The sequence below is a fragment of the Nitrobacter sp. MLSD-S21 genome (assembly GCF_058809865.1).
In genome coordinates, this window is record NZ_JBXASZ010000008.1 from 20,165 (window position 1) to 42,944 (window position 22,780).

19 protein-coding genes and 1 pseudogene are annotated in these 22,780 nt (G+C 62.4%); 10 read left to right on the forward strand and 10 right to left on the reverse strand.

Annotated elements, in window-relative coordinates; translation table 11 throughout:
- Positions 1 to 2: 2 nt before the first annotated feature.
- From trbK to AC1RT6_RS17765, 7 genes are read right to left on the reverse strand one after another with little or no spacing between them, the layout of a single operon-like run.
- Positions 3 to 185 (reverse strand): entry exclusion protein TrbK, encoded by a 183-nt coding sequence (gene trbK / locus AC1RT6_RS17735; RefSeq protein ID WP_493029561.1) that lies wholly within the window; start codon positions 183 to 185, stop codon positions 3 to 5.
- Positions 182 to 979 carry a P-type conjugative transfer protein TrbJ gene (gene trbJ / locus AC1RT6_RS17740; RefSeq protein WP_472791918.1) on the reverse strand — a complete coding sequence of 266 codons (798 nt, stop codon included), beginning with the start codon at positions 977 to 979 and terminating at the stop codon, positions 182 to 184. The genes trbK and trbJ overlap by 4 nt, the downstream gene beginning before the upstream one ends.
- Entirely contained in the window at positions 951 to 3,404 is a 2,454-nt protein-coding gene (locus tag AC1RT6_RS17745; protein WP_472791917.1) for a conjugal transfer protein TrbE, read from the reverse strand. Before AC1RT6_RS17745 ends, trbJ begins: the two co-directional genes overlap by 29 nt.
- 9 nt (positions 3,405 to 3,413) lie before the next feature.
- On the reverse strand, positions 3,414 to 3,713 hold the full coding sequence (locus AC1RT6_RS17750) for a conjugal transfer protein TrbD (RefSeq protein WP_472791916.1): 300 nt from the start codon (positions 3,711 to 3,713) through the stop codon (positions 3,414 to 3,416).
- Positions 3,706 to 4,086, reverse strand: coding sequence for a TrbC/VirB2 family protein (locus AC1RT6_RS17755; RefSeq protein WP_472791915.1), 381 nt, complete (start codon positions 4,084 to 4,086; stop codon positions 3,706 to 3,708). Before AC1RT6_RS17755 ends, AC1RT6_RS17750 begins: the two co-directional genes overlap by 8 nt.
- On the reverse strand, positions 4,076 to 5,044 hold the full coding sequence (trbB, locus tag AC1RT6_RS17760; RefSeq protein ID WP_472791953.1) for a P-type conjugative transfer ATPase TrbB: 969 nt from the start codon (positions 5,042 to 5,044) through the stop codon (positions 4,076 to 4,078). The genes AC1RT6_RS17755 and trbB overlap by 11 nt, the downstream gene beginning before the upstream one ends.
- Positions 5,045 to 5,061: 17 nt before the next feature.
- Positions 5,062 to 5,523 (reverse strand): acyl-homoserine-lactone synthase, encoded by a 462-nt coding sequence (locus AC1RT6_RS17765; RefSeq protein WP_472791914.1) that lies wholly within the window; start codon positions 5,521 to 5,523, stop codon positions 5,062 to 5,064.
- Positions 5,524 to 5,928: 405 nt separating this feature from the next.
- Between AC1RT6_RS17765 and repA the strand changes: the two genes are divergently transcribed.
- From repA to AC1RT6_RS17790, 5 genes and pseudogenes are all read left to right on the forward strand, one after another.
- Entirely contained in the window at positions 5,929 to 7,143 is a 1,215-nt protein-coding gene (repA, locus tag AC1RT6_RS17770; protein ID WP_472791913.1) for a plasmid partitioning protein RepA, read from the forward strand.
- Positions 7,140 to 8,171: a plasmid partitioning protein RepB gene (gene repB, locus AC1RT6_RS17775; RefSeq protein ID WP_472791912.1), complete on the forward strand. Its 1,032-nt coding sequence runs from the start codon at positions 7,140 to 7,142 to the stop codon at positions 8,169 to 8,171. The genes repA and repB overlap by 4 nt, the downstream gene beginning before the upstream one ends.
- A gap of 278 nt (positions 8,172 to 8,449) precedes the next feature.
- Positions 8,450 to 9,775: a plasmid replication protein RepC gene (repC, locus tag AC1RT6_RS17780; RefSeq protein WP_472791911.1), complete on the forward strand. Its 1,326-nt coding sequence runs from the start codon at positions 8,450 to 8,452 to the stop codon at positions 9,773 to 9,775.
- A 77-nt stretch (positions 9,776 to 9,852) separates the two neighbouring features.
- Positions 9,853 to 10,098 (forward strand): plasmid stabilization protein, encoded by a 246-nt coding sequence (locus tag AC1RT6_RS17785; RefSeq protein ID WP_472791910.1) that lies wholly within the window; start codon positions 9,853 to 9,855, stop codon positions 10,096 to 10,098.
- Positions 10,095 to 10,509 (forward strand): annotated as a pseudogene (locus AC1RT6_RS17790) (type II toxin-antitoxin system VapC family toxin). Before AC1RT6_RS17785 ends, AC1RT6_RS17790 begins: the two are co-directional and overlap by 4 nt.
- 4 nt (positions 10,510 to 10,513) lie before the next feature.
- Here AC1RT6_RS17790 and AC1RT6_RS17795 read toward each other — a convergent pair.
- The 3 genes from AC1RT6_RS17795 to AC1RT6_RS17805 are packed head-to-tail and all read right to left on the reverse strand — an operon-like array spanning position 10,514 to position 12,230.
- The gene (locus tag AC1RT6_RS17795; RefSeq protein ID WP_472791909.1) at positions 10,514 to 11,587 is read right to left on the reverse strand and encodes a site-specific integrase; all 1,074 of its coding nucleotides are present in this window, start codon (positions 11,585 to 11,587) and stop codon (positions 10,514 to 10,516) included.
- 2 nt (positions 11,588 to 11,589) lie between these two features.
- Positions 11,590 to 11,976 (reverse strand): type II toxin-antitoxin system VapC family toxin, encoded by a 387-nt coding sequence (locus tag AC1RT6_RS17800; RefSeq protein WP_472791908.1) that lies wholly within the window; start codon positions 11,974 to 11,976, stop codon positions 11,590 to 11,592.
- The gene (locus AC1RT6_RS17805) at positions 11,976 to 12,230 is read right to left on the reverse strand and encodes a type II toxin-antitoxin system VapB family antitoxin (RefSeq protein ID WP_472791907.1); all 255 of its coding nucleotides are present in this window, start codon (positions 12,228 to 12,230) and stop codon (positions 11,976 to 11,978) included. Before AC1RT6_RS17805 ends, AC1RT6_RS17800 begins: the two co-directional genes overlap by 1 nt.
- 268 nt (positions 12,231 to 12,498) lie before the next feature.
- On the opposite strand from AC1RT6_RS17805, the gene AC1RT6_RS17810 reads away from it, so the two are divergent.
- From AC1RT6_RS17810 to AC1RT6_RS17830, 5 genes are all read left to right on the forward strand, one after another.
- Positions 12,499 to 13,440 (forward strand): DUF1403 family protein, encoded by a 942-nt coding sequence (locus AC1RT6_RS17810; protein ID WP_493029562.1) that lies wholly within the window; start codon positions 12,499 to 12,501, stop codon positions 13,438 to 13,440.
- Positions 13,441 to 13,457: 17 nt separating this feature from the next.
- On the forward strand, positions 13,458 to 14,138 hold the full coding sequence (scpB, locus tag AC1RT6_RS17815) for an SMC-Scp complex subunit ScpB (protein ID WP_493029563.1): 681 nt from the start codon (positions 13,458 to 13,460) through the stop codon (positions 14,136 to 14,138).
- A gap of 625 nt (positions 14,139 to 14,763) precedes the next feature.
- Positions 14,764 to 17,826 (forward strand): TrlF family AAA-like ATPase, encoded by a 3,063-nt coding sequence (locus AC1RT6_RS17820; RefSeq protein WP_493029564.1) that lies wholly within the window; start codon positions 14,764 to 14,766, stop codon positions 17,824 to 17,826.
- Positions 17,827 to 17,890: 64 nt separating this feature from the next.
- Positions 17,891 to 19,156, forward strand: a complete 1,266-nt coding sequence (locus AC1RT6_RS17825; RefSeq protein ID WP_472791903.1) for a metallophosphoesterase family protein — start codon at positions 17,891 to 17,893, stop codon at positions 19,154 to 19,156.
- Between the two features lie 3 nt (positions 19,157 to 19,159).
- Entirely contained in the window at positions 19,160 to 22,684 is a 3,525-nt protein-coding gene (locus tag AC1RT6_RS17830) for an ATP-binding protein (protein ID WP_472791902.1), read from the forward strand.
- Positions 22,685 to 22,780: the final 96 nt, after the last annotated feature.

The following is a 22,780-nucleotide window of genomic DNA, read 5'->3' on the forward strand; positions in this document are numbered from 1 at the left end:
CCTTACCAACGCGGTTTCATTTTCTGGCCGCCGGTCGTCTTGTAGTCCTGCGGCACTTTGAAGAAATCGTCGGCGCGCGACGTGGCATCCGAGGCCGGTACAGACGTGCGCGGCGCGAGCAACCACCAGGCGCCCACGGCGACGGTGCCGATCGCGACGATGATCATGATCGTCGACGATTTCACCAGCGCGGCTCCATGGTCTGGCCGCCGGAGGTCGCCGGTGCGGTTGTGTTGAAGAACTGCTCGCGGCGCGCCTGCGACAGGTCCTTACCCGCCTGCGAGGACTGGAACCAGGTCGCCATCATCGTGGTCTGCTGCGCGATCAGTCCCCGCAACTTCTGCATCTGCGCGACTTCCTGGGCGGCGATCTCATGACCAACCTGCAGGGCCTTCATCTGGCCGTCGGCGCTCTCCGAGGCGGTCTTGAGTTGCGCCATCGTGGCGCCCTCGGTCGAAAATTGTTGTGAGGTGAGGCCGGCGGCCTGCAACGTGCCTGCGATCGTGTCGCGGTTCGTGGACGACCAGGCCTGATATGCCGAGGCGAAGTTCGCGCCGTTCGGCAGGCTGGTCTTGAACTGCGCGTAGCTTTGGAAGCGCTGCTTGAGCACGTCGTCGATATTGCCCATCGAAAACGCGATGCCCTGCCCCTGGTTGACGACGCTTTGCAGCTGTTTGAGATCACCCCCGACCTGGCCCCAGACATGCGACGGCAACGGCGCGGTGTTCTGCAGCATGTTCTGATAGATTTTGAGCTGGTTCTGAATCTGCTGGACAAGCTGCGAGATCTGCTGGATCTGGTTGTTGATCTGCGTCGTCGACTGCCCGACGAGGCTGACGAGCTCGCCGTTGTTGAGGATCTGCGTGAACTCGGTGGCGCCGCCGGCCGCAGCGCCGGCGAACGCCGGATGGAGCGGCGGCGTCGCGATGACCAATGCCCCGATGAGCGCCTTACACGTCGGCGAGAAGCGTCTCGGCATGGCCGATCCCCCTTTCCTTGAGCCAGTGGATGGGCCAATTGGTGCTGTCCTTCTTCAGCGCAACGATGCGCTTCAAATCTTCCTTGCCGGAGGCGCCGACGAAGGAGAGCGCGACGGGTCCGAGCGCCATGTTGAACAGACGGCGACCCTCGGGCGAAGCAACGTAGTACTCGCGCTTCGGAATCGCGGTTGCGACAATCTCGATCTGTCTATCGTTGAAGCCGATCCGCTCGTAGAACTCGCGCGTCCCGGGCTCCCGCGCCGCGCCGTTCGGCAGGCAGATCTTGGTCGGGCAACTCTCTTTCAGCACATCGATGATGCCGGAGCGCTCTGCATCCGAGATCGACTGCGTCGCGAGCAGCACGGCGCAATTGGCCTTGCGCAGCACCTTTAGCCATTCCCGAATCTTATCGCGGAAGACCGGATGGCCGAGCATCAGCCAAGCCTCATCGAGAATGATCAGGCTTGGTGCGCCCGTCAGCCGCTTTTCGATCCGGCGGAATAGATATGTGAGAACCGCGACGAGGTTGCGCTCGCCCATATTCATCAGTTGCTCGATCTCGAAGGTCTGGAACGATCCGAGCTCCAGCCCGTCCGATTCCGCATCGAGCAGCTGGCCCATCGGACCGTCGACCGTGTAATGATGCAGCGCATCCTTGATCTCGCGCATCTGCACGCCAGACACAAAATCCGACAGTGATCGTCCGCGCGCTTCGGCCATCAGGCCGATCTGCCGGGAGATGGCGTTGCGATGATCGGGCGTGATCGTTACGCCCTGCACGGCGACGAGCGTCTCGATCCATTCTGAGGCCCAGGCGCGATCGGTGTCCGTCGACAAATCGGAGAGGGGACAAAAGGCGAGTGCGGCCGAGCCGTCCGCGTCGTCGCCGCCGATCTCGTAATGATTGCCGCCGGCGGCCAGCGTCAGTGGCATCATCGAGCGGCCCTTGTCGAAAGCGAAGATCTGCGCGCCGGCATAACGGCGAAACTGCGCCGCGATCAGCGCCAGCAATGTCGACTTGCCGGAGCCGGTCGGCCCGAACACCAGCGTGTGGCCGACGTCGTCGACGTGGAGGTTCAGCCGGAACGGCGTGGAGCCGGATGCGACCTGCATCAAGGGGGGCGAGCCCGGCGGGTAAAACGGACATGGCGCGATAGGACTGCCCGACCACACCGCGTTGAGCGGAATCAGGTCGGCGAGGTTGCGCGTGTTGATCAGCGGCTCGCGGATATTGGCGTACCAGTTGCCTGGCAGGCTCCCGAGGAAGCCTTCGGTCGCGTTCAGGGTTTCGATGCGCGCGCCAAAGCCTTCCGCCTGGATCAGGCGGCGGACGGCTTCCGTCTTCTCCTGCAGGCGGGTATTGTCATCATCGAACAGCACGATGACCGGCGTGTAATAGCCGTAGGCGACGAGCTGCGAGGACGCTTCGGCGATGGCATCCTCGGCCTCCGCCACCATCGCGGCCGCATCCTGGTCGATCGATCGGCTTTGGGTCTGGAACAGTTGGTCGATGAAGGGCCGCACCTTCTGCTGCCACTTCTTGCGGGTGCGCTCGAGCTTCTGGCGGGCATCCTGATCGTCGAGAAACATGAAACGCGACGACCAGCGATAGGTCAGCGGCATCAGATCGAGCGAGTTGAGAATCCCCGGCCAGCTCTCGGCCGGAAAGCCGTCGATCGCCACCACGCCGAGAAAGCGGTTCTCGACCATGGGTGAGAGGCCATGCTGAAGTTCGGCCGTCGCCAGCCAGTCGAGATACATCGGGATGTCCGGCAGGCGGATCGGATGGTTCTCGCCGGTGATGCAGAAGCGGATGAACTGAAAGAGCTCGTCATAGCGCGCGACGCGCGTGCCATCCCGCTCGTCGACCTCGCTCGTTTCCATGCGCTGGATCGACAGAACGCTGGCGAGGTATTGCTCGATCTCACGGACCGCGTTCTGAAAGGTCTCGATCGCCGTGTCGGCATAGGAGGCTGAGCGGCTTTCGACATCGGAGTAGATGTAGCGCGCGAGGCCCGCGCGCCGCCGCTCCGGCGGCCGCCAGGTCAGGATGATCGCGTGCCGGCTCTCGAAATGTCCCCTCTCCTCCTCGAAGCGGGCGCGGCGTTCGTCGTCGATCGCGCGCGACACCGGATCCGGGAAATGGCAATCCTGACGCGCCGGGTAATCCGTGGTCGGCACACGCACCGCCTCGACCTGGATCATCCAGCCGGAGCCGAGGCGCGACAGGATGGTGTTGATCTGACGCGAGACCTCATTGCGTTCGGCGTCGGTCGAGCTCTCCGAATCCGGCCCCGCGAAATACCAGCCCGCCATCAGCGAGCCGTCCTTCAACAGGACGATGCCGTTGGCGACCAGGCCCGCGTAAGGCACGAGATCGGCGAAGGATGGCGAGGGGTGTCGGAAGGAGCGCAGCGCGACCATCGGCGGACCTCAGTAACGACGCCAGGGCGTCGACGTCGCCCGGTAGGTCGGCCGGTAGGAGATGTGCCGGGCATAGACGCGCCGCATCATCGGGTCGGCCTTGCCTATCATCCGCAGCGCCGCCACGACGACGATCCAGATCGCGACGCCGAGGATCGCCGCGTACCAGGTCAGCACGACGAAGATCAGGATCACGGCGGCGAGGCCCGTGAGCAGGACGAGCTCGCGATCCGCGCCGAACAGCAGGTTCGGCCGCGACAGCGCGCGATGAATGCGATTGCGACGAAGATTGACGCCGACCTCAACCATGGACGGGACCCCCTGCCCTATCGGCGGTCGGCGTGGTGGGCGCGACGTCGCCGATCGAGGCGCCGCTCGCGCCAAACAGCGCGACAATCTGCGTCGCGCCGAGCAGGATGCCGGCGACGAGCACGACATACATCAGCCGTCGTGCGAAATCGTTGAGCTCGCCGCCGAAGATCAGCATGCCGCCGGCGACCGCCACGGCCGCGAGCGCGATAAACCCGGCCACGGGGCCGGTGATCGATTGCTGGATTTGTTGAAGCGGGCTTTCCCAGGGCAGATTGCCGCCACCGCTGGTCGATGCAAAAGCAGGGTCGAGTACAATAAGCGCGAGCACCATGCCCGTGGCGCCCACGATCATCATGCGATTACGCGACATGGCGCGCCTCCTTCCGGGTATAGGATCGAAACTGGTATTGGCCGGCCGAGAAGCTCTCGACATGCAGCACGTCGCGGACCTGGCGGCCGCGATCCGTTCGTTCGATCGAAACGATCATATCGACCGCCTCGCCGATGACTTCTCGCATCGGTTGTTGGCTGACCTCGGCCGTAAGTTGCTCGAGGCGGCGCAGCGCAGAAGCGGCGCTGTTGGCGTGGATTGTGGTGATGCCGCCGGGATGGCCGGTGTTCAAGGCCTTGAGCAAGGTCAGCGCCGCGCCGTCTCTTACTTCTCCGACGATGATGCGATCCGGCCGAAGCCGCATCGTACTCTTGAGCAGACGCGCCATGTCGACCGTGTCGCTGGTGTGCAGCGACACGGCGTTCTGGGCGGCACACTGGATCTCGGCGGTGTCTTCGAGGATGACGAGACGTTGTTCCGGCGCATGCGCAACGATCGCGGCGATCACGGCATTGGCGAGCGTGGTCTTGCCCGAGCCGGTGCCCCCGGACACCACGATGTTCAGGCGCGAGTCGATGGCACTGCGGACAACCGCCACCTGATCGGCGGTCATGACGCCGTGCGTCACGTAATCATCGAGATCAAACAGGCGCGACGCCCGCTTGCGGATTGTGAAGGCGGGCCCACGGACGACGGGCGGCAGCAGGCCCTCGAAGCGATGGCCGCCGATCGGCAGTTCCCCGGAAATGATCGGGCGCTCGTCGTCGGCCTCCGATTGCAGCGCGTGCGCGACGCTGCCGATGATGATCTCGGCGGTCGTGGCCGGCATCGTGCCGGCCGACGCCATCCCCTGCCCGAGCCGTTCGATGAACAGCCGGCCGTCCGGATTGAGCATCACCTCAATGACGCTCGTGTCCTCGAGCGCGGCGCAGATCTGGTCGCCCAAGGCGTCGTGGAGCTTGCGGACAAGCCGCGGGTGGGAACGAAGTTCGGCCATGATCAGGGCGCTGGCGGTCATGCTGCGACGCGCTTAAGGCAGCGCGGGTCGGAGCAATAGCCCGGCGGATAGACCTGTTCGAAGCTCGTCCGATCGGCTGGCGGGATGTCGGCGACGCTCATAGTCTCGCCGATCAGTTCTACGCCGCCGAGGCGCGTCATCGGCCAGCCCGCGCGTTGCAAGATACACTCAAAGCGGACATCCGTCGCCGTGGCGATCTCGTCGAAGCCGTTCCGGGCCAGCATCGTCGGGCTCGTGGCCGAAAGCAGGCGCGCGCAGCCGGCGACCTCACCGCGATTCGTCACGGCCAGGACGTAAATCGTGTCGAGCGCATCGTACCCGTCGCGCTCGCGTCCTTCCTCGATCTGCACCTGCCAACCGAGCCGGCCGGCGAACACCCGTGCACGCACCTGATGCATCTCGTCGAGCAGAGAACCCAATCCGCCACGTTCGTTCGCATCAATCGCAATGGCCCGCATTCGCCGAATCCTCCGTTGCATTCAGGTGAACGGAGGCAAATCACAGAGGGACGGTTTTCATCCTCTGTAGGATTAACGGGGGGCCGGCGAGTCGGCTGAGTCGCGGGGGAGTCGCGAGTGCGGGACCGAACGAGGCTCATTTGCCGTCGGAATCGGCTGCCTCCCGGATGTAGGATTAACGGGGTACTGAACTGCCGTCGTGACGTTGTTGGCGCGAGTATTAACCCCACGAAATGATTGCGCGATTCTGAACGTATCATCGCGGTCTACTGCGCGGCTGAGAACCATCGTTAAGTATCTGTTAACCTTAAAGGACTGGACGAACGCCGAGAATCGTGGCCTTGTTTTTGGCGGGCAAGGGGCGACAAACCGCCTATTGGCCGACAATGAAGGAATGAATCGGCAATGCCTGCGCAGGCCCTAAATAGTGACCGCGCCGAGGACCCAGCGGACAAGATCATCCGGCACGGGGGAATGCTTTCCGAACATTTGCAGGCACGTCGCCAGCAGATGTACCCCCCAGACGCTCAGAAGAGCCTTCGACATTTCATGACCCATGAGGTCTCGAAACTGACGTCGATTCCGGAATCAACACTGAAGTTGATGTCGAATGAAGGGAAAGGTCCCCTCCCTGCGCGGCTGGAAAATAATCATCGAGCCTATACGCTTGCCCAAATCAACGAACTTCGGCAGCTCTTTGCCGCCCAACGGCCGGCAGATGCCCTTAGGTTTTTGCCCCATCGTCGACCCGACGAGCATCTGCAGGTTCTCGCGGTTGCTAACTTCAAGGGCGGCAGCGCCAAGACAACAACGAGCGCGCATCTTGCCCACTTCCTAGCCCTCCATGGCTATCGCGTCTTAGCAATCGACCTCGATCCGCAAGCGTCGTTGTCGGCGATGTTCGGTGCGCAGCCCGAAATCGATGTCCGGCAGAATGAGACGATCTACGCCGCCCTGCGCTACGACGATGAACGCCGATCCATCGCTGACATCATCCGACCGACCTACTTCACGGGCATCGACCTCATCCCCGGAAATATCGAGGTGATGGAGTACGAGCATGAGACGCCTCGTTACCTGTCGAGGCGGCAGTCGGGTTCGGAGAGCATCTTTTTCGAGCGGTTGCGTCTCGCATTGGCGGACGTTGAAGACGCTTACGACGTCGTCATCTTGGACACGCCGCCGTCACTTGGCTTCTTGACATTGGGCGCCATTTACGCGGCGACTGGGCTTCTCGTGACGGTCCATCCCGCAATGCTCGACGTCATGTCGATGAGCCAGTTCTTGCTGATGATGGGTGATCTTATATCCGTTATCCGCGATGCCGGGGCGACCATGAAGCAGGACTTTCTTCGGTATGTCGTCACCCGCCATGATCCGTTTGACCAATCGCAGGTCCGGGTCGTGACGATGCTCCGACATCTGTTCGCTGAAGATGTGCTGACTGCGACTGCGATCGCGAGCACCGCGATTGAGACGGCAGGGTTGGCTAAGCGAACCCTCTACGAGTTGGAGCCAGGCAACATTTCCGCAGCAACTGCGAAGCGGGCGAGAGAATCAATCGACGCGGTCAACGAGGAGATCCTGGCATTGGTTGCGCAAGCCTGGGGGCGAACATGACGAGCAAAAGTCGTTCGGGACGATCGATACTTGCCAACTTCGGATCGTTCTCGGAGCCTGAGACGATCTCGGGCCCCTCCCCTTCAAGCCCCGCTTGTGTGGATGCGCCAGCGCAACCGCCAGCCCGTGTCGGAGCTGGGGTTATTGGAGCAACGCAGCGATCATTAGCGGAACTACGCGAAGAGCGAGACAAGCTTCAGGCGCTCGTCGATGTTGCCGGCAGTTCAGAGCTTGATCCGGGCTCTATCGATCCTTCGCCTTTCCCGGACCGGCTGCCTGACGACAGTCAGGTCGATTTCGAAGCGCTCAAGAGGCTTATTGCCGAAGAAGGTCAGAAGGTGCCGATCCAGGTCCGGCGACACCCGAAGATCAGCGGTCGGTACCAGATCGTTTACGGGCATCGCCGCTGGCGAGCGGCCTTGGATCTCGGCATCAAAGTCAAAGCCACGGTTGTCGCGCTGTCGGACAGCGAGCTCGTCGTCTCACAAGGTATCGAGAACGCGGCGCGTCAAGATCTGAGCTGGATCGAGCGTGCGCTTTTTGCGTGGCGAATGGATCAGGCCGGCATCAAAGCCCGCGATATCCGTGCCGCTCTTTCGATCGACGATCCAGAGCTAGCCCGCCTTCGAGCGGTCTGCCGAGCCGTCCCGGTCGATGTGATCAAGGCGATCGGTCGGGCGCCGAAGGCCGGTAGGCCCCGTTGGGTCGCGATGGCGACTGCCATCGGAGAGGATCCGGCTGCGCTGGAGCGGGTGCAAAAAACCTTGTCAGGTGACAAGGTTTCCACCCTGACCTCCGAGGATCGATTCAAGCTCGTCCTTGCCGCTGTAAAGGCGCCACCAGCGCGCTCGCGAAGCGAGCTCGAACTTCGGAGCCCAGCGGGCAGGGTCCTGGGGAAGGCTACCTTCGTAAAAGGTGACATCAAGCTCACAGTCGCCGAGGAGCACGCATCCGGATTTGGCGCCTTCCTGGAGGGAGAGCTGCCTGGTCTGGTGGAAAGATTTTTTGCCCGAGAGGGCACTGATTGATTTTCGGCGTGCGGTCCGACCCTGTCACCTGACAAGGTTTGCCTGGACGGCGGAAGGGCAGAGGCTTTGGCCGAAGCCGGACGATAGCGCAACAAACACAGAGGTAGCATGCGGTAAAAAAGAAAGGCCCCCGAAACAGTGTCCCGGAAGCCTCTCTCGTAATGTTTAGCGACGTCGAGAATCTCACTTCCGTGAATCACAGTCAAGAGCCTCTTTGAGGCGTTGGACACCGGTTCGGTGAGCGCTTTCGCTTTGCCTAAAAGCTGAAGGGCACGACCATGACGGAACACATATCAACGACGCCCTTTGGGCGACGGCCGATGACGCTTGGCATGATTTCAAGCCAGCTGGCCGCGAAGAAGGGGAAGTCGGAGACGGCCATTGTTCACAAGTGGCACGTCTTTCAGCACATCAAGGAGGCGCGCCAGGTTCTCGGCGCCACCGATCGGGCGCTCGCGATCCTACACGCGCTGTTGTCATTTCACCCCGAGACTGCGCTCGAGGCAGAGAGCGAGTTGATCGTCTGGCCATCCAACGAGCAGTTGATGGAGCGTGCCAACGGTATGCCGCCGACGACGCTGCGCCGGCATCTGGCCGTCCTTGTCGATTGCGGTCTGATCATTCGCAGAGACAGTCCGAACGGGAAGCGCTTTGCCCGCAAAGGGCGGGGCGGAGAAATTGAACAGGCCTACGGCTTCGACCTGGCGCCGATCGTGGCAAGGGCTGAGGAATACAAATCCGTGGCCGAGGCGGTACAGGCCGAGAAGAAGGCTTTCCGGGTTGCCAAGGAGCGGCTCACCATCCTGCGCAGGGACATCGTGAAGATGATCGAAGCGGGGATTGATGAGGGCGTGCCAGAGGACTGGAGGCGGTTTCAGCAGGCTTACCAGGAGATAGCAGGACGAATCCCCCGGACCGCGCCAAGGCAGATGCTGGAAAGCATCGGCGGCGAGATGGAAAAGCTGTGGCGTGTGATCCGTGAGCTGCTGGAAACTTTCGCAAAAACAAAGAATCCGGACGCCAATGAGTCCCATTCCGGACGCCACATACAGAATTCAAATCCAGAACCCTTATTTGAATCTGAAGACGGTCTGCCAAAGAAAAATGAAGCGGGCGGCAACGCCATGGCTGCCGACAACCTGCGGAGCTTGCCGAAGCGTGAGTTGCCTTTGGGTCTCGTGCTGGACGCCTGCCCCAACATGCGCTGGCTGATGAAAAACGGCGAAATCCACCACTGGAGGGATTTGCTGGCCGCGGCGGAGCTCGCCCGGCCGATGCTGGGGATCAGCCCGAGCGCGTGGTGCGAAGCGAGGGAAGTTCTGGGCGGACAACAGGCCGCGATCACGCTTGCCGCGATCTATCAGAAATCCGACCAGATCGGCAGCGCTGGTGGCTATTTGCGCAGCTTGACCGATCGTGCCAGGGACGGCAAATTCTCGGTCTGGCCGATGATCATGGCCTTGTTACGCGCAAAACTCGACGCCTCGAAACCGCCGGCGACTCAGAGTGGGCGGGATCCCGCCGAGCCGCAAAAACCGCCCCAAGGCGGCGGTTTGCAGCCGAGCGACCAATTGCGGACCCCTCTGGCCAGGTGGCAAAAGTGATCCAGGCTGGCAAGCCACCAGATGCCATCTTGGCAGGCCGCTTATGGCTATATGCTGAAGGCCAGAGGCAAAAGGTTATGGCTGAACCGCAACTTTCTGTTCGAAGTGCGAAGGCTCGCGATGTTGCCCATCGCCTGGCGCGTCGGGAGAACCGCTCGATCGCTGACATGGTCGAGCGCGCGTTGGAGGCCTACGAGCGGGCGGTCGGACGTGAGCCGCCGACGGCATTCTATGCCCGTCTGAAGGCGAGCGCCGATGCCGACATTGATCTCGAAGCAGTCATCCGCGAGGGACGGCACGCGCACACGGGGCCAGAGCTTTGATCTTTCTCGACACCAATGTCATCTCCGAGACCCTGAGAAAAGCCCCCGATGACGGCGTGCTTGCCTGGCTGGTTCGCCATGATGCCGAGCTTGCGCTTCCCACGGTTACGATCGCCGAGATCGCCTTCGGTATTCAGAAGATCAGACCCGATCAGCGCGCTGAGCGCCTGGAACGGTGGCTATTGGATTGGCGGCGACGCTTCGCCGATCGAATCCTGGGCCCTGACCGAAGAGGCTGCGCTGGCATATTGCGAGATCATGTGGGAGGCGATACGCCGCGGTCAGCCGATGTCCGCGCCCGACGGAATGATCGCGGCTATCGTCCGAGTCAACGGCGGTCGCTTGGCCATGCGTAATCCTAGTGATTTTGCGTCGACAGGACTCGAGCTGATGTCACCGTGGGACTTCTGACAGGTCAAAGCCCGGCCGCTTTGGTCAGATTGACCCGGAATCGATCGCGCCGGCGCTGATAACGGCGGGTCATTTCCGCGGTGGCGTGGCCGAGCTGCTTCTGGACATAGCGCTCGTCGACCTCGGCCGAGGAGGCGAGGCCAGCGCGCAGCGAATGTCCGGCGAATTTCTGCTCGCGTTCGCCTTCGGGGAGATCGCCGCGCACGCCGGCGGCGAGAGCGGCGCGCTTCACCAGCCGCGCCACCTGCTGGTCGGCCAGGCGATCAGGTCCGACCTCCTTGCCCTGGCCGGTGACGCGCCGAAAGAGGGGGCCGTGGCCGATCCGGGCCAGCTTCAGCCAGGTCTGCAAGGCGATGAGCGGGCAGGTCGCATCGGAGGAGCCGCGCCCGACCTCGAGCTCGCGCCAGCCCGTCTTGCCGCGCAAGGTGACGAGCAGGCCCTTGTCAAGGATCTCGACCCAACCGCAACCGTCCTCGGTCTGGTCACGGCCGACGTCCAATCCGACGATCTCGGAGCGCCGCAGCCCGCCGGCGAAGCCGATGAGCAACATCGCCCGGTCCCGCAAGCCCCGCAGCGTGCCGCGATCGAGCGTTTCCAGCATAACAATGACGTCCGCCGGCAGGACCGCCTCCTTCTGGCGTGGAGGGGCGGCGTGGGTGTTGCGGATGCCGGCGAGCACGGTCGCGATATGGCGATCCTTGCGGTCGAGCGGCGTGCCACGCTGGGCGTAGTTCCAGGTCAGGGCCGAGAGCCGCCGTTCGATCGTCGACACCGAATTCGGCTGGTGATCGGCGGTCGCCGTGCCCGAGGCGCAGGCGGTAATGTAGAGCCCGACCGTCTGCGGAGAGGGCGGAAAGACCTCGAGCCCCTGGCGGCGGCACCAGGCCGAAAAATGCTTCCAGTCGGATCCATAGGCGCGGCGAGTGTTGGCCGAGCTCGCGGCGTCGACATAGCCGCGGGCGCGATCGGCGAGCTGTTCCAAGTGAGCGGGCAGGGTAGGGGCGGGGGCTTCGCCCGCCTCGCGCACGACCTCCGAAGTGACGGGCAGGCTGTCGCTGGCCGAAGAGAGTACGGTCATGGTCAGGCCGCCTTGATGTCGGTCTGCGAGAAGTCGCCGCCCTTGAACAGCAGCGGTTCTCCGGTGAGGGCGGCGAGAGCGTAAGAAAAACAATCGCCAAAGTTCAGCTTGGCGGGATGCCGGCCTTTCCCATACCGCCGCCACGCCCGCCGTGCCTGATCCGCGTGCCCAGCCGTGACCGGAACAATCTCGACGCCAACCTTGTGCAGCCAGAGATCAAGCTCGGCGCCGCCGCGATCGCTCAACTTTGACTCGATCCCTATTCCGCTTTCCAACACCGTCGCCGCCGAAATCAACCGGACAGGATCGGCCGCAATGCGATGCTCAAAGTCGCTGGCTTCCGGCTCATTCAAAAAAATCGCCAGAATGGCGGAGGAGTCGATCACCATCAGACCGGCAAGCCGTTTTCGTCGTACCCGAGGATGTCATCCATGCTGCGCGGATCGAGCACGGGGAGGGCAGCGAGACGGCGCCGGATGGCTTCCATATCCTCAATCAGCGCGGCTTTGGTCGCGTCGGCCCCGACCCGTCGCAGTCTATCCTCGAGGGCGCGCCTGGTCGCGACGGTGAGGGTTTCCCCGGTACGCTCGGCGAGGGTGCGGGCGAGTTTTTCGGTTTCGAGATCCTTGATGCTCAGCGCCATCGTGGGATTCCTTGTTCCTAGTTTTCAATATTCTACCTATATAGGGGGCCTCGGCCCCAGCCTTAAATATTTTTTGGCGGGCTCTCAGGCGCAACGAGCCCTGCAGAGGGTGCTTTTCGGGGATCTGGCGGCGATATTGGGCATTTCCTTATATAAGGAGCAAAACGAACGATAAGGCAAGATTATCGGTCGTTGTTATCCCCCGACAGGCGCGGCGGTTTTATTTAATTTCAGTAGTCATAACCGCCGTTCCAAATTAGCCTTCGACATGCCCCCGCGCGCGCGAATCATCCCCGAGCCCCCGCCCACCTTCCCGCCATTTCCCGGCTGGGTGAGGCAGGCCATGACGTCCGAGAGCGTTGACGATGCGATGTTTTCGGCCGGCGCCGCGCTCGCCGCGATCCATCCCATCGCGCACAGCGAACACCCGTTGGGCTCGCTGTGGCGGCATCGGCTGTCGCTTGCGAATGCCGCGGTGCTCGCCCGCCAGGGCGGCCGCACCGAAGACGAGGCGGCGCTGCGCGACGCCTGGTATCTGCGCCGCGACGGTGACGATCCGGGACCGGGCGGCCGCATTCTCAAGGCCTGGCGGCATCTTGGCGAGCGCGCCGCCATGCTGTCGAAAGACTGGACCATCAATCTTTCGGCGTTGTTCGAGGTGCGCTTCGGCGACGCGCTCGACGATGTGGTCATGCAGGCAGCGAAACTGGCCGTAGGGCAGGGGAGCGCCGTCGCGGCCGCGGCAGAAGTTGCGGCGGCGAGCCTGCACTTCGTGCCGCAATGCGAGCCGCTCGCCTTATGGCTCGCCGACATGGTGCTCGCCCATCGCCTGAAATGGCCGATGGCGGCGCCGTTGATCGCGAGCCAAATCCGCCGCGGCGATCTGCGCGCGGCGGGCAAAGCCGGTGCTGCGGACGAAGTCTGGCCGAAGGCCTGCGCCCTGGCCTATGCGCGCGCGGCCGCAAGCGCGGCTGACCTCTATGTCGACCTCGTGCGCCGCGCCGATCGCCTGTTGGTGGCCGCGCCCAAGCTGCGCGGCAAGGACGCCGACACCATGGTGGCGATCCTGATAATGGAGGACGCCCAGCCGGCCGGCGCCGGCAAGACGGCGAGCGATCGCAGTTCGCGGCGGCTGTTCGAGCGGCTGGTGGCGCTCGGCGCCGTGCGCGAGCTGACCGGCCGGCCGACCTTCCGATTGTACGGGCTTTGACATTTTGGGAGGTTGATTTGGGCCGCCGCGCGCGAGTCAAAGGGGGGCTGGACACCGAGCTGGCCGACCTGCCGCTGGAGTTGCGCTGGCGGCAATGGATGGGCCGCGTCGAGGCCGTCATCTTTGCCTCGCCGGGTCCGGTGTCGCGCGAGGTGCTGACGCGCGTCGTCGGCCGGGACTGCAACCTCGACCGCCTCATCGACGACATCCGCGAGGAGCTGCGCGGCCGCCCCTATGAGCTTGTCTCCGTCGCGGGCGGCTGGCAGCACCGCACCCGCGAGGTGTTCGCGGAGGCAATCCGGACCGCGACCGGCTTGGGTGACCAGGTGCGCCCGCTCTCCCAGCAGGAAAGCCTGATCCTGATGTGCATCGCCTACTATCAGCCGATCACCCGCGGCGAGCTTTCCCAGTTCTTCGGTAAGGAGGTCAGCCGCGACTTGGTAGCCCACCTGCGCGGCCTCGACTTCATCGCATCGGGGCCGCGCGCGCCCCAACCCGGGGCGCCCTACACCTATGTCACCACCAAGGGCTTCCTGTCGCAATTCGGGTTCAATACGCTGCGCGACCTGCCCGATATGGACATGCTCGAGGACGCTGGCCTGCTCAGCAAGGACAAGCTGCTGGTCGGCGATTTCCCCGCTATCAATGACGATACCCTCCTTGAGGAGGTGGTCGAGTTGGACGATTCAAACATCTAGGGCAGCAAAGGGATTTCAGTTTTGCGCGGCCAAGGACCGCGTGATGCCGCGGGAGTCGGATTTCGGGCTCATGGTCTGCGACCGCAAGAGCCCGGGTGCTCCCCAATTGTCTGCGCCTCCCGCGCGCTGGAAAGAAGGGTCCTGTTCAACATGCCGGCGCGCCGTGTAACGACGCTCAAGGTTGCGGCAGATTGGAAGTCTTTTCTCGCTCAGGCGGATGATGAATTGCGGCCTCGGGCTCCGAGAACGTGCGACGGACGAGGATGGCAAGCGCAGCTCGAACCCGATCAGTCTGACATGCTGGACGCGCTCGCGGCGCCGGCAGACGAGCTTGCTTCGCTGATACGAAAGCAATTGTTGAGGCGTTGCGCTCGCGGGCATGAGCCAGGTTGCGCGCGAGACTGGCTTGGCGCGGAAGGGCTCTATCGCGCTCAGCGCTGACGGAAATCCAGAGTTCTCGAGGTGATTCGCGGTATGAATGCAATGGGTTTCAGCTCGCTGCCCGGAAAACCACAGCTTAGTCGATTGGCTTGGTTGCTCGCCGGCTTTGCTCGGCAAAGGTTGAACGAAGGAGAAATAGGCAGTATCGCATTGGCTTTGAATTGCAGGTTGTGCGGGGCGAAGGATGTATTCGAGGGGGTCAGAATGGCGCGAGTGGGACTTGCATATCCACTCGCCAGCGTCATTTCACTGGAACGGTGAACGGCTAGGGTCCGACGCGGATAGAAACAACCAGCTCGTCGATGAAATGATTCGTGTGTTAAACGAGGCCGCGCCAATCGCGTTTGGTCTCATGGACTACTGGTCGTTCGACGGCTGGTTCGCATTAAAATCCCGACAAACCCAGCATGGTGCGCCATCACTCGAGAAAACGGTGTTCCCCGGCATAGAGCTGCGCCTGTCGGCTCCCATGGAGGGCCGTCTTAATGCCCACGTCCTTTTTTCTGATGAGATTAGCGACCAGCATCTTCGGGATTTTCTGTCGCGTCTGGAGCTCGAACTCATCAACCAGCCTCTCTCACCTGACGCGCTTATTGCGTATGCCAGATATGTCGGCGCCGACAAGCTCGCTAACCATGGTTTTGATAAGGGCAAGGTCGCGTCGGATCGAGACGAAGCGTTACGGGCCGGATGCACGATCGCGGAGGTAAAGGTGGACTCCTACAAGGAGGCGATCCGCCAGGTGCCCGGGGACCACGCGGTGGGCTTCATCCCCTTCTCTACCTATGATGGGCTCGCCTCAGTCAAGTGGTCGGACCACTATGCCTATGTACTGGGTCTGTTTGAATCCTCGCCGATTTTTGAGACGCGAAAGCCCGATGAGTGGGCGGCCTTCTGCGGCGTTGAGACAGATGGCAACAAGAAGTGGCTCACAAATTTTCAAGCTGCGCTGAAAGGGGTTCCGCGGCTGGCCGTCTCTGGCAGCGACGCTCACTGCTTTCGTGGAGATGGCACCAACAACAAGCGCGGCTATGGCGGCTTTCCATCCGGGAAGCGCACCTGGATCAAGGCCGATCCAACCTGGAAAGGGTTGCTGCAAGCTTTGAAAGAGCCCGCCAAGCGCTCATTCCTAGGAGAGCGGCCGCCAAAGCTGGATCGCATCAATCAGAACAGGACATTTTACATCGACCGGGTTCGCATTAGCAAAGCCGAGGGCAGCGTTCTCGCCGAAGCTTGGCTGCACGGAACGGAAATTCCTTTGAATCCTGATCTGATTGCGGTCATCGGCAACAAGGGAAGCGGAAAAAGTGCGCTGGCCGACATCATCGCGTTGCTTGGCAATTCCCAACAGAGCGCGCATTTTTCCTTCCTGAAGCGGGATCGCTTCCGAGGCAAGGCAGGCGAGCCAGCCCGTCAGTTCGCGGGGGAACTATCCTGGCTCGCGGGCGACCCGAGCGTGATGGGCCTTGCCGACGATCCGTCGGCCGAACGTGTCGAACTTGTTCGGTACATACCGCAGGGTCGTTTCGAGGCCCTCTGCAATGATCATGTCTCGGGCAAGACCGATGAGTTCGAGAAAGAGCTGAGGGCCGTCATTTTCTCACACGTGCCAACCGACGTTCGCCTCGACGCCCTTGATTTTGATCAGCTCATCGAAAAACAGGAAAGCGTCTTCCGAGCCCGGGTGAATGAGCTTCGCAAATCGCTGCGCGCGCTCAACGAGCAGATCGTCAATACTGAGGACCAGCTTCATCCCAATGTCCGAAAGAACATCGAGGAGCAAATCAAGCTAAAAGCGAAGCAGATCGAAGAGCACAACGCAATCAAGCCGGCCGCGGTCGAGCCTCCTACGGAGGAGCCTTCCTCAGATCAGAAGCAGGCAAGTGACCGGCTCGCGGAGATCGCCGAGAACTTGCAGACGCTTGCGGCTGAGAGCAAGAAAACCGGAGAGGACCGGCAACTCATCGGGAGGAAGCAGCGGTCGCTCCGAAACATAAATGAACGCATTACCTTGTTCGAAAAGCAGTTTGCGACCTTTGTCACAGAGGTCACTGACGACCTCGCCTTGGTCGGACTGAAGGCGGGAGATCTGATCACGCTGACTGTAGACCGCTCTTTGTTGAAGGAGCATCAAGAGTCGCTTACAGCGGGCGAAGGCGACGTCGTGAAGAAGGCCGAAAACGCTGCGACCACGCAGGCTGCGCTCGTCGAGGAACAGGAACTCCTGTCGGAGAAGCTGAACGAACCACAACAGAGGTATCAGGCGTATGCGCAGGCTCTGAAGGAGTGGGAAACGGCGCTGGAGACAATCGAAGGGTCGGATACCGAGCCCGAAAGCCTCAAAGGCCTGCAGCGTCGTGTGGCCCAGATCAATGGGCTGCCGAATCTTCTCACTCAGAGGCGAGAATCGCGGCAGCAGATCACCAGTCAGATTTTCGCGGTTCTCGAGGAACAGCGTGCTGCTCGTGAAGCGTTGTTTGCCCCGTTGCAGCACCTGATACAAAGCAACTCACTGATCCGAGACGAGTACAAGCTTCAGTTCCAGGCGAGGCTTTTGGGCTCTCCTGAAGCTATCGCGACGAACCTATTCAGCGCGATCAAGCAGAGCAAAGGGGAGCTTCGTGGAGAGGACGAAAGCTTTGCCGCCGTACGGAGCCGTTTTGAAAAATATCGGTTTGAGAGTGCGGTGGACGCGATCGGGTTTGCCGAAGACATCTCCACTCTACTGGCCGAGAGCGCGGAGTCCGCAAGCACCATTCCCAATATCCGCTCGCTCATGCGTAAGGACAAGGACCCGGTCGATGTTCATAGCTATATTTTTGGTCTTCAATATCTCGAGCCGAAATACACTTTGCTGTTCCAAGATGCACAGATCGAGCAACTGTCGCCGGGGCAGCGCGGCGCTCTCCTTTTGATCTTCTACCTACTTGTCGACAAGGGCCGTAATCCGATCGTGCTCGATCAGCCCGAGGAGAACCTCGATAACGAGACTGTAGTGAGCTTGCTCGTGCCGGTGCTTAATGAGGCAAAGAAATCCCGTCAGATCATCATGGTGACGCACAATCCCAATTTGGCGGTGGTGTGCGACGCCGAGCAAATCATCCACGCGACATTTGATAGGAGGAATGGGGCGCACATCTCCTACTATTCGGGTTCAATCGAGGACGGCATCATAAATCGAGCGGTGGTTGACGTGCTCGAGGGTACGAAGATCGCGTTCGATAACAGAGGTCAGAAGTATCATTGAGGGCAGGCTTGAACATACTGATCGATCCACTCCTGAACGCGGACGTGGTGGGGGGTGACAACTAATGTTCCGCTTCGTTCACACGGCAGACATTCATCTGGACTCTCCCTTGCGGTCGCTCGCGCTTCGTGATGCGAAGCTCGCGGAGTTCATCGGCAATGCGACGCGCCGGGCCTTTGTGCGGATCATCGATCTATGTCTTGAGGAACAGGCCGATGCGCTACTGATCGCCGGCGATCTCTATGATGGCGAGCAAACGTCGATGAAGACGGCGCGCTTCCTCGCCGAGCAGCTTCGGCGCCTACATGTGACCGGTATTCGGGCGTTCATCGTCCGCGGCAATCACGACGCCATGTCAAAGATCACGAAGGAATTGGTGTTGCCGGATTCGGTGAAAGTCTTCACTGGACGCGCTGAGGCTGTGGAGATCGATCGCGCGCTCGGGGGTGCCCCAGTCGTAATACACGGGTTGAGCTTTGCCCAGCCGCATGCACCCGAGAGCCTGCTTGGCAGGTACAAGCCGGCTATCGACGAGGCGGTCAACATCGGCATGTTGCACACCAGCCTCGGCGGTGCGCCGGGGCACGACCTCTATTCTCCCTGTACCATTGCTGATCTTACTGCCACGGGCTTTCGCTATTGGGCGCTCGGCCATGTACACAAGCGTTCGATCGTCGAAGGAGCGTGCGCCATCGTGATGCCGGGTATGCCGCAGGGCCGGGACATCAACGAGGCTGGTCCGAAATCCGCGACGGTCGTGACCATCGATGACGATCGCTCGGTCCACATCGAAAACCGCACCACCAGCATCGCGCAGTTCGAGCGTGTTCTGGTGGATGCAACCGGAATAGAAGACTGGCGTGAGCTGGTGTCTGCCGTATCGCGCGCATTGGAAAGGAAACGCACTGGGGTGGTTTCCGATCATCTCGTCGCGCGGGTTAGGATAGAGGGAACAACCCCGTTGGCTTGGCGAATTCGCCGGGACACGGATCTGCTGAAGGCGGAGGCGGACGACAGAGCCTCGGTCATCGGGGCCTGCTGGGTTGAGAAGCTGGAGATCGTCTGCCGTTCGGCCGAGCAGCGGGAGGAGCCATCGGAGGATCCGCTCTTCGAGCTCCACCGCGTGATTGAGGAGAATATACTCGCCTCCGACGCCTTCCAGAACGAACTTGTCGGCATGGCTGAGGAGATAAGAGCGCAGCTCCCGCCAGAAAGCCGCGACGCCTTCGGCGTTGACGAGGTGTCGTTCCGGGAGGCGCTCACCCGCTTGGCGCGTGACGGAGCGGAAAGCGTGATGGCGCGCCTTGAGCCTACCGGGGAGAGTGGCTAAGACATGCGCCTGCGTCGCCTCGACCTTACCCGGTACGGGAAATTCACCGACCACAGTATCGATTTCGGCGAGCGGCCCATCGATCAGCCGGACCTGCACGTCATTTACGGGCCGAACGAAGCCGGCAAATCGACCGCCTTTACCGCGTTTCTCGACTTGCTGTTCGGAATTGCAACGCAGAGTCCGTTCGATTTCCTCCATCCGTATTCTACCATGCGGATTGGCGGAGCGCTGGAGTTCGGCGCCGAAAAGCGGGAGTTCGCGCGCATCAAGCGGCCGCAGAACAGCCTGCTTGACGCCGATGATCGCCCTATCCCGGAAAGCGCAATTCGCGCGGAACTCACCGGCATCGAGCGTGACGCCTATCGCACCATGTTCTCGCTCGACGACGAGACGCTTGAGAAAGGTGGCGAAAGCATCCTGGCAAGTAAGGGCGATCTCGGACAATTGCTGTTTTCTGCGAGCGCAGGCCTTTCCCATCTCAGCCAAAGGCTCATCGATCTCAGGGTCGAGGCAGATGGCTTCTACAAATTCCGGGCACGCAGCGGCGCACTCGTGGATCTCAAGACGCGGCTCGTGTATCTAAAGGCAGAGCGGGAAAAATTCGACACTCTGGCCTCGGATCACGCCCGGCTCGTTGAAACTCGGGATCGGTCTAAGACCCACTATGATGAGGTTGTCACCGAACGCACCCGCACTCATGAACGCATCGACGAGATCCAGCGCCATCTCGCCGCACTGCCACGGCTTGTGGCGCTGCGCAGTATCCACGAACGCCTCGCTCCGCTTGCGGATGTACCTGAGGCCCCGCTCGGCTGGGCGAATGAGGTTACCGGGTTGCAGAAGGAGGAGATCGAGCTCGGCGTCCAGACGAACGCCATCGGCGACGAAGTCGACCGTCTTGCAGACGAGATCGCGGCGATCGCGGTGGACGAAGCTGCCCTGCGGCTCGCTGACCGCGTAGATCGGCTCGCGGAACTGCGCGCACGCCATGTGACCGCGGAGAAGGACGTTCCCGAGAGGCGGCTGCAACTCCGGGAGATCGACCGCGTCATTTCGGTGATCCTGCAGCGGGTCGAGCGCGAAGGGGAGACGGAGCCCCGCCGCCTCGTGCTGACGGCGGGCACGGTCGGCCGACTGGGTGAGCTGATCGAAGCCCGCTCGGGCATCGACGCCGCGAACCGCAATGCCGCCACGGAGCTCGCCGAGGCGCGCCGTCGTCTCGGCGAGATTGCGGACAGGGCGCCCGTAACCCGCGGCGATCCGCAGTCCGCGCGGGAGAGGGACCGCTCAATAGCGGAGCTCGCTATCACCGTCGAGACGCTACGTTCCGCCGATCATCATGTTCGGTATCGCCTGGCCGAACGCACCCGCGCCGCCGCGTCTGAGGCGCTCACGGATCGCCTGTCAGCGCTGCGCCCCTGGCAAGGGACGGCGGATGACCTCGTTGGCATGCTGTGCCCCGGTCCTGACGCTGTGCAGCGCTGGAAGGCTGCCCGTGGCAATGCGGAGGCCGTGCTCGTCCGTCACCAAAGCGAGATTGAGCGGCTGACGACTCAGCTCCGCCGCCTCGAGGCGGAACGGGCGGGCCTCGCTTCCGTAACGGGCGTTGTGACTGATCAGGAGGCTGCCGAGATTCGCAGGCAGCGCGAGCAGGCTTGGGCCGCGCATCGGCACGCTCTCGACCTGACATCGGCCGACACCTTCGAGGCGGCGATGCGTCACGACGACATCATTAGCGCCGGCCGTTTCTCGCATGTGTCCGAGCTGGCGAAGTTGCACCAGAGCGGGCAGGCGCTCGCCGTGACGCGGGCCGACCTTGAGCGCGCCGTCGAGCTGAAGGACGGCGCCGCCGCGGTGCTGGCACGCATCGACGTGGAAGTAGCGGAAGCTGTCCACACAATGACAACCTCCTTCGTTTCGGCGCCATCCCTGCCGGAGCTCGAGGATTGGCTCATCCACCGGGAAAGAGCGCTTGAGGCACGGGAAGCTGTCCAGAGCGCCGAGCGGGATCTTCACGCCGCGCAGTCGGATGCCGGCACGGCGACGGAGCGGCTGCGTGCCGCGCTCGGTCGGGCCGGCCGGCCGCAGGAGGCCGACGCGGATTTCAACGCGCTGCTCGTCAGTGCTCAGGCGGCGCTCGACCGTGAGGCCGAGCTGCGCCGCCTCCGCACCGAATTGAAGGAGCGCCAGCGTGACGTCGACTTACGCAAGCGTGCGGCCGAGCTGGCTGAAGCCGAGGAGCGGACCTGGGCCAAGGCATGGTCCGCGACCTGCCGTGGCTGCTGGCTCGGCGAGGCGCCCGAGGTGCCGGCCATCGGTGTGGTCCGCGAGGTCCTCGCTGCGACAGCTGATCTTGCGCCGGCGCTTGAGAAGCGGGCAGGGCTCGTCGATCGTGTCGAGAAGATGGAGAAGGACCAAGCGGCGTTTCGCGACGAGGTGGTGGCCCTCGCGGGCCTGATGGGCGTCCCGGTCGGTTCGGCGTTTGCGCTCGAACTGGCGCAGCGCATCGGCGAAAAGATGCGTGAGGCAGATGCCGACAGTGATCGCCGAAAAGGGGCGACTGAACGGCTGGAGGAGGCGAAAGGACGGCAGCGCTCTCTCGTCGAGAGATTGGCGATCCATAATGAGCAGAAGCACCAAATGATCGCCTTCTTCGGTGTGACCTCGCTGGCGGCGGTGGCGGATAAGCTGTCCGACGTCGCGCGGCGTGCCGAACTTTGCGGACAGGCCGAAGATGCAGAGCGCGAAATCCTCGAAGCAGTACGGACGCCCGATCTCGTCGCCGCCGAGGCGGCGCTCGACGCAGCGGATCGGTTGGCGCTGGAGGCGGAGCTGATTGAGCTGAAGGCGCGCTTCGAAGACCAGGATGTGCGTTGCCACGAGCTCTTCGCGGCATGCTCGGCGACGAGAGACCAGGTAGAGGCGATCGGAGGTGATGCTACTGTCGCCGCCATTGAAGAGCGCCGCCGCACGACGCTGCTGGAGATAGAGGACGGCGCGATGCGCCATCTGCAGCTCCGCGCCGGCATTGCGGCGACGGAGCAGGCGATCGCCAGTTATCGCGAGCGCCATCGCAGCTCGATGATGATGCGCGCCTCGGCGGCGTTTCGCACCATTAGCCGCGGCGCTTATACGGGACTTGCTGCCCAACCCAACAAGGACGGGGAGACGCTCATCGCGCTTTCCGCTGCGGGTGGCTCGAAAGCGGCAGACGTACTCTCAAAGGGTACGCGCTTCCAGCTTTACCTCGCGCTTCGGGTTGCCGGATATGATGAGTTCACGCGTGCCCGCAGCGCGGTGCCGTTTGTCGCCGACGATATCATGGAGACCTTTGACGATTTTCGCGCCGAGGAAGCCTTCCGCCTGTTCGCCGAGATGGCGCAGGCCGGACAGGTCATCTACCTTACCCATCACCAGCACCTGTGCGAGATTGTCCGACGCGTGTGTCCGACGGCGCGATTGCACCGCTTGGACGCGGCGGCGCGTCAGTATGAGTTTGCCCGAGCATTCGCGACAGCAAAATAGCTAAAAATCCGGGCATGTCGGACGCAATCCGTCCCCGAGCGGCGTTGGCGAGCGCCTACTTTCTGACTTCGGGGCAATACAGATCCTAGAAGTGCG

What these genes read in the sequence shown, in the direction of transcription:
- repC (WP_472791911.1), top strand. Translation starts at nt 8,450, where the DNA reads ATGACGGAACACATATCAACGACGCCCTTTGGGCGACGGCCGATGACG.
- AC1RT6_RS17800 (WP_472791908.1), bottom strand. Translation starts at nt 11,976, where the DNA reads ATGGTGATCGACTCCTCCGCCATTCTGGCGATTTTTTTGAATGAGCCG.
- trbB (WP_472791953.1), bottom strand. Translation starts at nt 5,044, where the DNA reads ATGGCCGAACTTCGTTCCCACCCGCGGCTTGTCCGCAAGCTCCACGAC.
- AC1RT6_RS17805 (WP_472791907.1), bottom strand. Translation starts at nt 12,230, where the DNA reads ATGGCGCTGAGCATCAAGGATCTCGAAACCGAAAAACTCGCCCGCACC.
- AC1RT6_RS17750 (WP_472791916.1), bottom strand. Translation starts at nt 3,713, where the DNA reads ATGGTTGAGGTCGGCGTCAATCTTCGTCGCAATCGCATTCATCGCGCG.
- AC1RT6_RS17765 (WP_472791914.1), bottom strand. Translation starts at nt 5,523, where the DNA reads ATGCGGGCCATTGCGATTGATGCGAACGAACGTGGCGGATTGGGTTCT.
- AC1RT6_RS17830 (WP_472791902.1), top strand. Translation starts at nt 19,160, where the DNA reads ATGCGCCTGCGTCGCCTCGACCTTACCCGGTACGGGAAATTCACCGAC.
- trbJ (WP_472791918.1), bottom strand. Translation starts at nt 979, where the DNA reads ATGCCGAGACGCTTCTCGCCGACGTGTAAGGCGCTCATCGGGGCATTG.
- AC1RT6_RS17810 (WP_493029562.1), top strand. Translation starts at nt 12,499, where the DNA reads ATGCCCCCGCGCGCGCGAATCATCCCCGAGCCCCCGCCCACCTTCCCG.
- repB (WP_472791912.1), top strand. Translation starts at nt 7,140, where the DNA reads ATGACGAGCAAAAGTCGTTCGGGACGATCGATACTTGCCAACTTCGGA.
- AC1RT6_RS17755 (WP_472791915.1), bottom strand. Translation starts at nt 4,086, where the DNA reads ATGTCGCGTAATCGCATGATGATCGTGGGCGCCACGGGCATGGTGCTC.
- AC1RT6_RS17825 (WP_472791903.1), top strand. Translation starts at nt 17,891, where the DNA reads ATGTTCCGCTTCGTTCACACGGCAGACATTCATCTGGACTCTCCCTTG.
- AC1RT6_RS17745 (WP_472791917.1), bottom strand. Translation starts at nt 3,404, where the DNA reads ATGGTCGCGCTGCGCTCCTTCCGACACCCCTCGCCATCCTTCGCCGAT.
- repA (WP_472791913.1), top strand. Translation starts at nt 5,929, where the DNA reads ATGCCTGCGCAGGCCCTAAATAGTGACCGCGCCGAGGACCCAGCGGAC.
- AC1RT6_RS17820 (WP_493029564.1), top strand. Translation starts at nt 14,764, where the DNA reads ATGTATTCGAGGGGGTCAGAATGGCGCGAGTGGGACTTGCATATCCAC.
- AC1RT6_RS17795 (WP_472791909.1), bottom strand. Translation starts at nt 11,587, where the DNA reads ATGACCGTACTCTCTTCGGCCAGCGACAGCCTGCCCGTCACTTCGGAG.
- AC1RT6_RS17785 (WP_472791910.1), top strand. Translation starts at nt 9,853, where the DNA reads ATGGCTGAACCGCAACTTTCTGTTCGAAGTGCGAAGGCTCGCGATGTT.